15 protein-coding genes and 1 pseudogene are annotated in these 13446 nt (G+C 39.2%); 13 read left to right on the forward strand and 3 right to left on the reverse strand.

Going from position 1 to position 13446, the window contains the following annotated elements; translation table 11 throughout:
* The first annotated feature begins 141 nt into the window (after positions 1-141).
* The 3 genes from A5875_RS04515 (at position 142) to hemH (ending at position 3309) form a co-directional block, all read left to right on the forward strand.
* Positions 142-1044: a prenyltransferase gene (locus tag A5875_RS04515; protein ID WP_088932502.1), complete on the forward strand. Its 903-nt coding sequence runs from the start codon at positions 142-144 to the stop codon at positions 1042-1044.
* 14 nt (positions 1045-1058) lie between these two features.
* Complete coding sequence (locus A5875_RS04520) at positions 1059-2267, forward strand: NAD(P)/FAD-dependent oxidoreductase (protein ID WP_088932503.1); 1209 nt, start codon at positions 1059-1061, stop codon at positions 2265-2267.
* A 91-nt stretch (positions 2268-2358) separates the two neighbouring features.
* Positions 2359-3309 carry a ferrochelatase gene (gene hemH / locus A5875_RS04525; protein WP_088932504.1) on the forward strand — a complete coding sequence of 317 codons (951 nt, stop codon included), beginning with the start codon at positions 2359-2361 and terminating at the stop codon, positions 3307-3309.
* 66 nt (positions 3310-3375) lie between these two features.
* Here hemH and trpS read toward each other — a convergent pair whose 3' ends face one another.
* Positions 3376-4386 carry a tryptophan--tRNA ligase gene (trpS, locus tag A5875_RS04530; RefSeq protein ID WP_088932505.1) on the reverse strand — a complete coding sequence of 337 codons (1011 nt, stop codon included), beginning with the start codon at positions 4384-4386 and terminating at the stop codon, positions 3376-3378.
* A 261-nt stretch (positions 4387-4647) separates the two neighbouring features.
* Between trpS and A5875_RS04535 the strand changes: the two genes are divergently transcribed.
* The 4 genes from A5875_RS04535 to A5875_RS04550 are packed head-to-tail and all read left to right on the forward strand — an operon-like array spanning position 4648 to position 7545.
* Complete coding sequence (locus A5875_RS04535) at positions 4648-5385, forward strand: amino acid ABC transporter ATP-binding protein (protein ID WP_088932506.1); 738 nt, start codon at positions 4648-4650, stop codon at positions 5383-5385.
* A gap of 11 nt (positions 5386-5396) precedes the next feature.
* Positions 5397-6230, forward strand: coding sequence for a transporter substrate-binding domain-containing protein (locus A5875_RS04540; RefSeq protein ID WP_088932507.1), 834 nt, complete (start codon positions 5397-5399; stop codon positions 6228-6230).
* On the forward strand, positions 6230-6874 hold the full coding sequence (locus A5875_RS04545; protein ID WP_088932508.1) for an amino acid ABC transporter permease: 645 nt from the start codon (positions 6230-6232) through the stop codon (positions 6872-6874). Before A5875_RS04540 ends, A5875_RS04545 begins: the two co-directional genes overlap by 1 nt.
* A gap of 20 nt (positions 6875-6894) precedes the next feature.
* Complete coding sequence (locus tag A5875_RS04550) at positions 6895-7545, forward strand: amino acid ABC transporter permease (RefSeq protein ID WP_088932509.1); 651 nt, start codon at positions 6895-6897, stop codon at positions 7543-7545.
* 128 nt (positions 7546-7673) lie between these two features.
* Here A5875_RS04550 and A5875_RS04555 read toward each other — a convergent pair whose 3' ends face one another.
* On the reverse strand, positions 7674-7895 hold the full coding sequence (locus A5875_RS04555) for a hypothetical protein (protein WP_088932510.1): 222 nt from the start codon (positions 7893-7895) through the stop codon (positions 7674-7676).
* Positions 7896-8036: 141 nt separating this feature from the next.
* Between A5875_RS04555 and racE the strand changes: the two genes are divergently transcribed.
* From racE to A5875_RS04585, 6 genes are all read left to right on the forward strand, one after another.
* The gene (gene racE / locus A5875_RS04560) at positions 8037-8858 is read left to right on the forward strand and encodes a glutamate racemase (RefSeq protein ID WP_277989414.1); all 822 of its coding nucleotides are present in this window, start codon (positions 8037-8039) and stop codon (positions 8856-8858) included.
* 1 nt (position 8859) lies between these two features.
* A complete protein-coding gene (gene rph / locus A5875_RS04565; protein WP_088932511.1) occupies positions 8860-10197 on the forward strand; it encodes a ribonuclease PH in 1338 nt (445 codons plus the stop codon).
* The gene (locus A5875_RS04570; RefSeq protein WP_088932512.1) at positions 10194-10706 is read left to right on the forward strand and encodes a metallophosphoesterase; all 513 of its coding nucleotides are present in this window, start codon (positions 10194-10196) and stop codon (positions 10704-10706) included. The genes rph and A5875_RS04570 overlap by 4 nt, the downstream gene beginning before the upstream one ends.
* Positions 10707-10797: 91 nt before the next feature.
* Positions 10798-11280 carry a cyclic-di-AMP-binding protein CbpB gene (gene cbpB, locus A5875_RS04575; protein ID WP_088932513.1) on the forward strand — a complete coding sequence of 161 codons (483 nt, stop codon included), beginning with the start codon at positions 10798-10800 and terminating at the stop codon, positions 11278-11280.
* 160 nt (positions 11281-11440) lie between these two features.
* The gene (gene rpsN, locus A5875_RS04580; RefSeq protein WP_088932514.1) at positions 11441-11710 is read left to right on the forward strand and encodes a 30S ribosomal protein S14; all 270 of its coding nucleotides are present in this window, start codon (positions 11441-11443) and stop codon (positions 11708-11710) included.
* Between the two features lie 89 nt (positions 11711-11799).
* Positions 11800-12390: a type 1 glutamine amidotransferase family protein gene (locus A5875_RS04585; RefSeq protein ID WP_088932515.1), complete on the forward strand. Its 591-nt coding sequence runs from the start codon at positions 11800-11802 to the stop codon at positions 12388-12390.
* A 44-nt stretch (positions 12391-12434) separates the two neighbouring features.
* Here the strand turns inward: A5875_RS04585 and A5875_RS04590 are convergent.
* Positions 12435-13306, reverse strand: a pseudogene (locus A5875_RS04590) (mechanosensitive ion channel family protein).
* Between the last annotated feature and the right edge of the window lie 140 nt (positions 13307-13446).

Here is a 13446-nt window from a genome sequence, read left to right on the forward strand (position 1 = left end):
CATGCTACCCAGAAAGACTACTAGAATGCTTAATTAATGTTTCGTGAGAGGAAACACATGATAGCCAAGCAAATCCTTTGAACAAAAAGTATAAAAATAGCATAATGAACATGAAAAAGAAAATCGAGAAAGTTGGGTGAGATGAATTTAACCGTTTTCTTGGAACTCGTGGAATTTAAAGCGAAAACCGCGAGTGTCCTGCCTTTTTTTATTGGGATTTGTTTTAGCCTGTATAATTTTCACAAACTTCATTTAGGTCTAGTCCTATTGTACTTTGTCGCGATGTTCATTTTTAATATGGCGGTGGATATTTTAGACAACTACAACGACTATCACCATGCGACGGAAATTCACGACTATCGAGAAAAAACCAATATCATTGGAAGAGAGAATCTGAATTTGAAAGTGGTTTTTCGAATGATGATAGGAATGATCATTGTTTCGGCATTGATTGGCATCGGATTATCCTTCGTGGTCGGGTGGCCTTTTTTATTGATGGGGTTATTTTGTTATGGTGTAGGAATTTTTTATTCCTCTGGACCAAGACCCTTATCCAGCCTTCCGTTAGGAGAAGTTTTTTCAGGATTAACGATGGGGTTTATGATCACGATTTTATGTGTCTATTTGAATACGTATGAAGTGTTTCAGTGGAATTTTACTAATTTGAGTGAGATTTTTCTGATTTCATTACCGAATACGTTGTGGATCGCAAACCTCATGCTGGCAAACAATATCTGTGATTTAGAAGAAGACGAAAAGAACAATCGCTTTACATTGGTTCATTATTTAGGAAAGCCGCGAGCGCTCCATTTATTTGTAGGAATGAATATCGCAGCCTTTCTTGCCCTCTTGCTTTCGGTGATTATTGGAATCGCCCCATGGACCATGCTGGGGACATTCTTAGCAGCACCTTTTATTTACAAGCAGGTACAAATATTTCGGATGAAACAAGTTAAACGAGAAACGTTCATTTGCGCAGTCAGAATTTTAGCGGTAGGGGCTGCCGCACAAGTTATCAGTTTTGCATTAGCGTTTTTATTTTAGAGGAGGAAACAGAAATGAAAGAAATAGTCATTTTAGGAGCAGGCTACGCAGGCTTGCGTGCTTTGCATGTATTACAAAAATCAGGAGCAGACATTCATATTAGTTTAGTAGACCGGAACGATTACCATTATGAGTCAACCAGTCTGCATGAAGTCGCAGCCGGTACACAACCAGATGAAAAAATCTGTTACAAAATAAAGGATGTAGCAAATCCGCAAAAAACTACTTTTATTATGGATACAGTTGAAAAAATCGACGCTGACCAAAAAGAAGTTTATTTAGAAAATCAAACATTAAAGTACGATTATTTGATCGTTGCTTTAGGCTTCCAATCTGAATCATTCGGTATCCCAGGAGTAAAAGAAAATTCTCTAGAGATGGTGGATGTAAAAACTGCGGATCAAGTTCATAAACACATCATTGAGCAAATGAAGCAATACAAAGAGACTAAAAACGAAGAATATTTACGGATCGTTGTCTGCGGAGCAGGCTTTACAGGAATAGAATTAGTTGGTGCTTTGGTTGAAGGCAGTAAAGCCTTTGCTGACATTGCAGGAGTAAAACCGGAAGATATCCAAATCTATTGTGTAGAAGCTGTCGATAAAATCTTGCCAATGTTTAGTGATAAATTAGGACAATATTGTATCGATCATTTGAATAAATGGGATGTTAAACTGTTGACCGGAAAACCAATTAAGAAGGTCGAGCCAGGTGCGGTCATTTATCAAAATTCAAAAGATGATGAAAATGATCTAGTTGCTCTAAAAGCCAAAACAATCGTTTGGACAACCGGTGTCAGCGGCAGCCAAGTAATCGGGGAATCTGGCTTTGAAGAACGCCGTGGTCGCGTGATGGTGAAACCAAACTTGACTGATCCAAATCATGACGACATCTATCTATTAGGTGACGTTTCAGCTGTTATGGATCCTTCAAGCAATCGCCCGTATCCAACAACTGCACAGATTGCATTGAAGATGGGTTCATATGCAGGTAAAGATATCTTGAATCAAATGAAGGGACAACCAAGCAAGCCCTTCGCGTTTAAATCACTTGGTTCAGTAGCTTCTATCGGGAATACACACGCTTTCGGTGTTGTAGGTAAAACGGAAGTAACAGCTTATCCAGCATCATTTATCAAAAAAGCTATTATGGACCGCTCATTGTTTGAAACAGGCGGAGTTAAAGAAGTCATGGCGAAAGGCCGTTTTGACTTTTATCATTAAGCCGAAACTATTTTTAACACTCGCGATAAAATTCGTGAGTGTTTTTTTGTGATTACTTTGCTATAGTTTTAATTAGAAATTAATGCGAAGGATGTTACTATTGAAAAAAGGTATTTTACTGGTTAATTTAGGAACACCAGAAAGCCCAACCCCAGAGGCTGTTAAAAAGTATTTAGCGGAATTTTTATCGGATCGGCGGGTAATTAATTGGCCCCGAAGTCTGTGGCTGCCAATTTTACATGGTATTGTACTGCAAGTCCGTCCTAAAAAGTCGGCCCATGCGTACAAAAAAATCTGGCGAGAAGAGGGGTCTCCGCTATGGATATATACTAAAAAACAAGCTGAGCTTTTACAATTGCGTATGCCGAATACGATTGTGCGTTTCGCAATGACATACGGCAGACCCGGGATTCAAGAAACGATTTATGAAATGAAGCAGGCAGGAATGACAGAATTATTTGTTTTACCATTGTATCCTCAATATTCTGAGACGACGGTAGCTCCGATCTGTGATCAAGTCGGCCAGGTTTACAAGTCGGCTGCTGAGATTCCGGATATTAAAATTTCAAGTTCGTTTTATGATCATGAAGGCTATCTTCAATTATTGGCCAATACTATTAAGCGTCATCTGACTGAAAAAAGTTTTGATATGATTTTATTTTCTTATCATGGTATTCCGGTTTCGACAATAGAGCGTGGTGATCCTTATGAAGAGCAATGTAAAATTACTACTCAAAAGGTGATGGAAAGAATCGGGGATCATCCATATACTCATTCGTATCAATCGAAGTTCGGGCCAGGGCAGTGGTTAACACCAATGACTCGTGAGACGTTGAAGGCTTTTCCAAGTCAGAATATCAAAAAAGTATTGGTAATCACTCCAGGATTCGTAGCTGATTGCTTGGAAACGATCGAAGAAATCAATGAAGAGAATCGCACGTATTTTATGGAAAATGGCGGGGAAGTATTTGAGTACATTCAACCATTCAATGAATCAACTGAATTCACAGAAATTCTGCAATCAATAATAGAAACAAAATAAAACACTCGAAATAAAAATTCGAGTGTTTTTTGTATGCGTTTATTTTTAATAGTTAAAACAGGCAGATTAGGCGAAGTAATTGATACCCATAGCTTGTTTAACTTCTGTCAGAGTTTCAGCAGCTACTGATCGAGCTTTTTCGCTGCCTTCTTTCAGCATCTGCATGATTGCTTCAGGGTTCTTTGCATATTCTTCGCGACGGGCACGAATCGGAGCAAATTCAGCTTCTAAAACATCGATCAAATAGCGTTTGATCTTCACATCGCCAAGACCGCCGCGACGGTAGTGCTCTTTTAGCTCAGCGATTTTTTCCTTATCTGTCCCAAAAACATCTAGATAAGTGAAGACCATATTGCCTTCTACTTGACCTGGATCTTCTACATGGATGTGATTTGGATCAGTATACATGCTCATAACTTTCTTAGCCACAACATCCGCAGGATCAGCTATGTAGATCCCATTGCCGAGTGATTTACTCATTTTTCCGTTGCCGTCAATGCCAGGTAGACGTCCTCGTCCTTTTTCAGGGAACACACCTTTAGGTTCTACTAAAACATCACCATATGTGTGATTAAAGCTTTGGACAATTTCTTGTGTTTGTTCCAACATTGGTTTTTGATCTTCACCAACAGGTACAAGATTTGCTTTAAACGCGGTAATATCCGACGCCTGAGAAACAGGGTAGATAAAGAAGCCGGCAGGAACACTTTCACCGAAATTCTTTTGTTCAATTTCAGATTTTACGGTTGGGTTGCGGCGAACGCGCCCAACACTGACCAAGTTTAAAAAATACATTGTTAGCTCGGCTAATTCAGGTATTTGTGATTGAATAAATAACGTTGAACGCTTAGGATCTAAACCGATTGCCATATAGTCTAAGGCAACCTGCAATACATTTGATGAAACTTTTTCTGGGTTTTTAGCATTATCAGTCAAAGCTTGCATATCAGCTATCATGATAAATAATTTATTTTCAGGATCTTCTTGCATAAGTACGCGATTTTTTAGCGAACCGACGTAATGTCCTAAATGTAGTTGCCCAGTGGGTCGATCACCAGTTAAAATGATTTTTTCCATTTACTCACCTTTTCATAAAATTTCTTTCAATAGTCTCTTCAAATACTACCTTTTTTTTTCAAGCATGACAACTCTTATCCCTATTTTTATCGAATAGACAAATATATTCGATGTCAAGAAACGTGACATCGTGATAGAAGTTGTTGAGATATTTTTTTCTAACAGTGAGTTTTTTTCTTTACAAAGTTAAAAAACTTAGCTTATAATTAGACTCACGTTGGAAAAATTAGAAAATGATAAGGGAAAATGAGGTGGTTAGACATGCCAATGGTTGAATTTAAGCATGTAGAAAAATACTATGGAAAGTTTCATGCCTTAAAAAATATTAACTTGACCTTTGAAAAAGGTGAAGTCGTCGTGGTGATCGGACCATCCGGTTCAGGGAAGAGCACGATGTTGCGTTGTATCAATGGATTAGAAGACATCTCTTCCGGCGAGTTACTAGTAAATGACAAGAATTTACATAGTAAAGAAGTTAAGTTGAAAGACATTCGTAAGAATATCGGAATGGTTTTTCAACATTTTAATTTATATCCAAATAAGACAGCGTTAGAAAACATAACGTTGGCACCTATCAAGGTTTTGAAACAATCTTCAGCAGAAGCAACAAAGTCTGCCGAAAAATTATTAGATCGAGTAGATATGTTAGATAAGAAGGATTCTTATCCTTCCATGTTATCTGGTGGACAGCAACAACGGATCGCCATCGCCCGCGGCTTAGCGATGAATCCTGATTTGCTGCTTTTTGATGAGCCGACGTCTGCTCTTGACCCGGAAATGATCGGGGATGTGTTAAATGTTATGAAGAAGATTGCTCGTGATGGTATGTCTATGATCGTCGTAACTCATGAGATGGGATTTGCTAAAGAAGTGGCAGATCGCATCATTTTTATGGCTGAGGGCGAGGTACTAGAGGATACACGTGATGTCAAAAGCTTCTTCGACAAACCTCAAGAGGAGCGCGCACAGCAATTTGTCAGCAAAGTAATCAATCATTAGGAGGGCGGCTTATGTCGAAGATAAGAAAATTAGTCTCCTTTTTATTTCTTCCGCTGCTGCTTGTGATAGTGCTGTCAGGATGTAAAGGAGAAAGTGTCGCAAACGAAAATATTGCGAAACGAATCAAAGAAGAACCAACCATTACTTGGGGCGTAAAATACGATACACGCTTATTCGGGATGATGGATATAAAGACACGCAAGGTCGATGGATTTGACATTGATATTGCGAAAGCAATCACGAAAGAAATTCTTGGAAAAGATGGAAAAGCCGAATTTGTTGAAGTGACTTCCAAGACCCGAATTCCTTTACTTAAAAACGGGAATATCGATGCCATCATTGCCACTATGACAATCACGGAAGATCGTAAAAAAGAAGTAGATTTTTCTGATATTTATTTTGATGCGGGACAATCCTTACTAGTAAAGAAAGATAGTCACATTAAAAGCATTAAAGATCTGACTGCTGAGGATACAGTATTAGCGGTTAAGGGATCGACTTCAACTATCAACATACGGAAACATGCTCCTGAGGCAAAAATTCTTGAATTAGAAAACTATGCAGAAGCATTCACTGCATTGCAATCAGGTCAAGGTCAAGCGATGACGACTGATAATGCAATTTTGTTGGGAATGGCATCAGAAAACGATAATTATGAATTAACAGCTGGTACTTTTACAAATGAGCCATACGGAATTGCCATCAACAAGGGGCAAGAAGATTTCTTAAAAGAAGTCAATACAGCATTACATAAAATGCATGACAATGGTACCTATAATAAAATCTTTGAGAAATGGTTCCCTAAAGATGCTGATGGCCGGGCGAAGAAGGGGGCACAGTTCTAATGACACAGTTATTTCAAACTTTTTCAGCTGATTTTGTCAGCGGATTTAAATACACGATATATGCAAGCTTGTTAGCATTAGTTTTCAGCTTGATCATTGGAACACTAATGGCGATCTTGCAATTGTCCCACAACCGGGTCATTCGCAGTTTGGCGAAAGCATATGTGGCTTTTTTCCGAAATATTCCATTGTTGATAATCGTCATGTTTTTCTATGTCGTAGCACCCATGTATTTTTATAGCTTTGATGGTTTCCAAGCAGGGACAATTGGACTTACGATCTATACTTCAGCCTTTATCGCGGAAACGGTTCGTTCAGGAATCCAAACAGTTCCCAAAGGTCAAATGGAGGCTGGTTTATCCTCTGGCTTTTCATATGGCGAAACAATGCGATACATCGTATTGCCGCAAGCCTTCAAAATTGTGGTGCCGCCATTAGGCAACCAATTCATCAACTTGATCAAAAATTCCTCTATTTTAGCGATGGTCGCTGGTTTGGATTTAATGTATCAGGGAGATTTGATTGCTAGTACGACATTCAACACATTCGACACCTATATTATTGTCGGCTTGTTTTACTTGATTTTAACTTTACCTTTGTCATATCTAATGAACTATTTAGATAAGCATTGGTCAAATGCCTAGAAAGGAAGGGGTAAAAGAATATGAGTGATGCTTTTTCATGGATCAATTTGCGTTTCCTTTTAGATGGGCTGTGGGTGACGATCCAAGTTTCGGTCGTTTCGATTATTTTCAGTATGATTCTTGGCGGTATCGCAGGAACTGTTCGTTACAGCAAGGTCCCGGTGCTTTCAAAAATTATGGGAATTATCGTTGATATCATTCGAAACTTGCCGCTGTTGCTGATTATTTTCTTCACCTATTTCGCTTTGCCGCAAATTGGTATCAAGTTGAATATCTTCTGGGCGGCAGTCGCTGCATTAACGATTTTTGAGTCAGCGATGCTGTCAGAAATTTTCCGGGCTGGATTGAACGCCGTACCAAGTGGACAAACCGAAGCTGGAATGTCTTCTGGCTTAACTTATGTTCAGACGTTGACAATGATTGTTTTGCCGCAGGCTTTTAAATCAATGCTGCCGGCGATTCTGAGCCAATTGATTTCTTTGATTAAAGACACATCTTTGGCCGTGATCATTTCACTACCGGAACTAACGCACAACGCAAAAATCATTTATGGACAAAATACTAATTACGTTATTCCGATGTTTATCGCGATGACTGCAATGTATTTTGTTGTCTGTTATCTATTATCGCTGGTTTCCAACTTCTTGGAGACGAGCAAATATAACTATTAATAAAAAGAAGCGACGATCTCTCCAAATAGAAGAGGTCGTCGCTTCTTTAGCTTTTACGGTAAAGAAAGAGAAACCTTCGGATAGAACAAGATCTAACAAATTGAAAAAAGTTCTACTTCTCATTCTTTCTATTTTTCCGTTTCACGCTCAGTTTCCTTCATGGCTGGATCTTCATAAATGGCACCAGCCTGTGTTTTGCCAAGTTTTTCCAGCAGCCCCGGTTCCTGTTCTTCGTTTTTCTTATTTTTTCTTTGTTCAACTTCTTTTTCTGTTGCTTTGATAGCAGGGTCTTGGTTGCGATCGCCAGCAGAGACTTTCCCTAAATTTTCGGTCAGTTCTTTTTTATCCATTTTCATCCACCTCTCTCATAAAAGAGTTTATCACTGATTGTTATTCATTCAAAAGAAAACGCTTTTTATCAAGTAGGACTCTAGGGCTTGAAATATTTCGTTAAAAAGTGGAAAATAAGGTGATACTTGGAACTAGATAGGATGAGCGTTTTGTCAAATGAAAGACCAATTGGATTTATCGACTCTGGCGTAGGCGGTTTGACTGTGGTCAAAGAAGCGATGCGTCAGCTGCCAAATGAAGAAATTTTATATCTTGGAGATACGGCACGGTGTCCGTATGGTCCTCGACCAGCTGAGCAAGTCATTGAGTTTACCTGGCAAATGACTCGTTTTTTATTGAAAAAAAATATTAAAATGCTTGTGATCGCTTGTAATACAGCGACTGCAGTAGCTTTAGATGAGATCAAGAAAAATGTAGATATACCTGTAATTGGTGTTATCCAGCCAGGTTCGCGTGCTGCGTTGAAGGCAAGCGAAACTGGGAGAGTAGGTATTATTGGAACGATCGGAACGGTAAAAAGCGGTTCGTATAGGCATGAATTGCAGGAAAAGGCTCCTGATACATATGTATCAAGTCTAGCTTGTCCCAAATTTGTACCGATTGTCGAAAGTAATCAGTTTAGTAGTTCTGTTGCTAAAAAAATCGTTTCGCAAACCTTAGCACCATTAAAAAAAGAAAAATTAGATACCTTGATTTTAGGCTGCACGCATTATCCATTACTGCGTCCAATCATTCAAAATGTTATCGGGCAACAAGTGACATTGATTGATTCAGGAGCGGAAACGGTCAATGATGTTAGTACATTATTGGATTATTTCAATCTGAATAATTATGAACAGTCAGAAATCAAAGCACGGACTTTTTATACAACTGGATCGCCGAAGATGTTTAAGGATATTGCGGGCGAATGGTTGAATATTACGAATTTGAATGTTAGTCATATCGATTTGGGAGGAGAATAATTTGCGACATGATGGAAGAACGGTCCAACAATTGCGACCGATTAAAATTGAAACAAATGTTTTTAAACATCCGGAGGGGTCAGTCGTTGTTTCTTTTGGCGATACAAAAGTAATTTGCTCGGCGACTTTAGAGGATTCTGTACCGCCATTTCTGCGCGGCAGCGAGACTGGTTGGGTGACGGCTGAATATAGCATGCTGCCTAGAGCCACTAATACTCGTAATCGACGTGAGAGTTCAAAAGGAAAATTAACTGGACGTACGATGGAAATCCAACGTTTAATCGGTCGTTCATTACGTGCTGTGGTTGATCTAGAAAAATTAGGTGAGCGCAGTATTATAGTAGATTGCGACGTGATCCAAGCTGATGGTGGAACTAGAACAGCTAGTATTACTGGCGGATTCGTTGCATTACGCTTGGCTATCAACAAATTATTAGCTAACGGAGAACTAACCGAAGATCCAATTAAGGAACATTTAGCTGCTATCAGTGTCGGTATCTTGCCTGATGGTACTGTAGTAACTGATTTAGACTATCAGGAAGATTCGTCAGCGGCTGTTGATATGAATTTAGTGATGACGGAAGCTGGCCGTTTTGTAGAAATCCAAGGAACCGGAGAAGAAGCGACCTTTGATGATAATGAATTGAATGCTTTGCTTTTACACGGAAAAGCCGGTATTGAAGATTTAATCGCTTATCAAAAGGAAGCTCTCTATGATGAGATCGAACCAGAAGAGAAAACGATAGTGATCGCAACGCGTAATCCCGGAAAAGCGAAGGAATTTGCTGCGCTATTTGCAGAAGAAGGGTATCAAACCAAGACTTTATTAGACTATCCTGATTTGCCTGATGTTGAAGAAACGGGAACAACCTTCGAAGAGAATGCTCGCCTAAAGGCTGAAACGATCGCACAAATTTTACAGCAGCCTGTATTAGCTGATGATTCTGGTTTGGCAGTAGATGCTTTAAATGGAATGCCGGGAATTTTTTCTGCGCGTTTTGCTGGCGAAAGAAAAAGTGATGCAGCGAACAATGCGAAACTGCTGCATGAACTGACAGACGTACCAGACGAAAAAAGAACGGCACATTTCCACTGCACATTGGTCTTTGCTGCTCCACAAAAAGATAGCTTGGTAGTGGAAGCAGATTGGGATGGCCGGATTGGGCGAATACCTAAAGGAGATAATGGCTTTGGCTATGATCCTTTATTTATTGTACCAGGCTTTGAAAAAAGTTCTGCTGAATTAACAAGTGAAGAAAAAAATGAAATCAGTCATCGCGGGATGGCGGTTAAGGAATTAGAAAAAGTTTGGAAAAAGTGGTTGGAGGGGAATAAATGAAGTATTTAGTTGTTAGCGATAATCATGGAGATCGTAATATTTTAGTTGAGCTCGTGAATCGTTATGTGGGCATGGTTGATCACATGTTTCACTGCGGAGACTCAGAACTGCAAGCCAACGATGAATTGTGGGAACACTTTACCGTAGTCACCGGAAATTGCGACTATGATCCCGGCTATAAAAAAGAACAAGTCGTTTCGATCGGCGATGATGTCATCTATATGACACATGGTCATCTATCAAATGTTCGTTTTGGGCTTACGATGCTCTCACTGCAAGCTCAGGAGGCCGGTGCCAACATTGCTTTGTTTGGTCATATTCACCAAGCAGTTGCCGAACTCGATAAAGACATTTTATTTGTGAATCCAGGAAGCATCTCGCAACCTCGTGGTCCTGTACAAATCCCTAGCTATGCGATCATCGATAGTGAAAAGACTGGCTATCATGTGCAGTTTTATAATCGGGCACATCAACCGATTGAAGAATTAGCTGCTGATTTTGAACATTAGTTCCAAATTTTTATTAAAGATTTGGGTAAATAACGCTTTCTTTTTGCTGTTAAGGTAAAATAAGGTGAAGATATTAGAACGGAGGCGTCATATGATTAGTCCCGCGATTGAACAATTAATGAGGGAACACGAAGAAACCATGATGATTCCAGCAGAAAATGTTGCTAACGTAATGAAGGAACATCCATTAGAACATGCTTTGCTGCTATTATCTCAAGCTGGTTATTCAACGATCCCGGTTTTGGATAGGGAGGATCATTTTGTTGGTTTATTGAGCTTGAATGATATTGTAAAAAAAATGCTGGGGATCGATGGTATTGATACATCCAATTTAGATGAATTAACAGTTGCTGATGTTATGAAGACTGACGTATCCGTGATGCGGCCGGATGCAGAGCTGGAAGATGTTTTACACTTATTAGTGGATTCCTCTTTCTTACCTGTTTTGGACCATGAAGGTGTGTTCTGCGGAATCGTAACACGCAGGGAGATTTTAAAATCGGTAAATTATACTTTCCATTCATTAGGACGAAAAAATCCAGAAGCGAAAGTAATTATCCACGCAAACTCATAAAAATATTGGAAAGGAACTCTTTAAAAAGGGTTCTTTTTTTATTCTAAATCAAGATACAGATAAATTGACTTTAGATTCTAGAGATGCTATCTTTGCTTAGTGTTTAAACAGTAATGGTTACGATTAATTTCGATTAATAAAAAAGAATAGAGGTAAATGAATGGCAAAAAAATCTAAGGTTGTTAAAATGCAAAAACAACAAGCTTTGATCAACCAGTATGCTGAACAGCGGTTAGTATTAAAAGCTGCTGGAGATTATGAAGGACTAGCGAAATTACCGCGTGATTCGAATCCTAATCGCTTAAAGCATCGCGACCTGATCGATGGCCGTCCAAGAGGTTATATGCGTAAATTCGGCATGTCCCGAATTAAATTTCGCGAATTGGCTCATAAAGGCCAAATCCCCGGCGTTAAAAAAGCTAGTTGGTAAAAAAGAAATAAACTAGCGAAATCCAAGAGCTTTCCTATTCCGATTTTGTTAAACTGAAGGTATTCAACAAAGCGGAAGGGAGAGATAGTATGAAAACAGCATTATTTGTTTTACTGGATCAATATGCCGACTGGGAAGGTGCTTACTTGTTAAGTCTGCTAAATCAACGAGACGATTGGCAAATAAAAACTGCTTCAAATTTGCCACAAGTGGAATCTATTGGCGGATTGCAGACAATGATCGACTTCAAAATTTCTGAGATTGATCGGGAGTTTGAGTTGTTGGTTTTGATTGGCGGGAATTCTTGGAATATCCATAGTCCAGAGCTTTATCGTATAATCGAAAAGCAGCTGATTCGCGGCTTGCCGATTGCTGCGATTTGCGGTGCCGTGGATTATTTGGCTAATCATGGTTTTCTGGAAGGTTACAGGCATACCGGAAATGACCGTTTCCTCTGGCAAGATTATCCAAACTATCAGACTCCAGAAAACTTTTACGAAAGACAAGCCGTCAGCGATCGCAACCTCGTTACGGCAAACGGCACAGCGGCGCTAGAGTTTACCGAGTGTACGCTGCAATTGATTGGCGACAGTTTGATTCAGTCAAAAAAAGAAGTTGATCTGTATCGTTTAGGATATTATGGTTATCGTGAAAAATACGGGAATCCCTTTGTCCAATAAAACAAAAAAATTCTATCCATGAGATTGTTCATGGATAGAATTTTTTATTTTCCGATTGCGATTGGATTGTTAGGAATCGTGAAGCCGTTTTGATTCAGGATTTTTACATAGGCTGTTAGAAATTCTTCTTGAAGCTTATACTGCTTGCCGTTTGTCACGTAAAGAATCGTTCGGATCGCATAATTACTGTTGCCTAAATCAACCATTCCAAAAAGCGTAGGCCCATCAAAAATTTCCTCGTTAAATTCTTCCGCCAGCTTCTGATTCGCTTCCTCGATCAAGTGACTGATTTTATCATATCCTTCATCTGGCTGAATTCGAACATCTACCTTGACTTGCATATGAGCGCGCGAAAGATTGCTGATCGTTGTGATATTTCGGTTAGGAATAAAATGGACTGTCCCATCGGCAGATTTCATCTGAAGCATCCGGATGCCGACAGATGTTACGGTTCCTTCGATACTCAAATCGGTCAATCGAATGTAATCACCGACATCGATCTGCTGCTCCATAATAATGAAGAAACCTGTGATGATATCATTCGTAAATCCTTGAGCACCCAAACCAATGGCGATACCAGCAATTCCAGCACCAGCTAATAACGATCCGACTGGAATACCAAGCGTATCCAAAATTGAGTATAGAAAGAAGAAAAACAGAGTATAAGAAAAAATATTCATTGATAAGGCATGGATTGTTTCGATCCTAGTAGCGTTATCCGCAATTTTTTTCTTTTGCCGTTCGAATGACTGATCGATCAAAAAATTTCCGTTAGGCCTTTTTGAATTAAAACAGAAAAAACACGATCCCAGTTGATCGTCTGCCAATACTTTTGCCAAGCTGATAATTGTTCTGTCGCTTGATCGACGACATTAGTGTTGCTGGAGTCTACGGTTTGCGTTGTAAGTAAAAACATAAGCCACCTCTACAAATTAATAGAAATAGTTTACCAATCTTTCGCTTTTCTGTCGACTGAAGGCAAAAAAATCATAATTTTCTTATAACTGAAAAAAATCATGACAACGGTGTTAGAAAATGATAGACTAACATTTAAAT

It is taken from the genome of Enterococcus sp. 3H8_DIV0648, assembly GCF_002140655.1.
Taxonomy (GTDB): domain Bacteria; phylum Bacillota; class Bacilli; order Lactobacillales; family Enterococcaceae; genus Enterococcus_A; species Enterococcus_A hulanensis.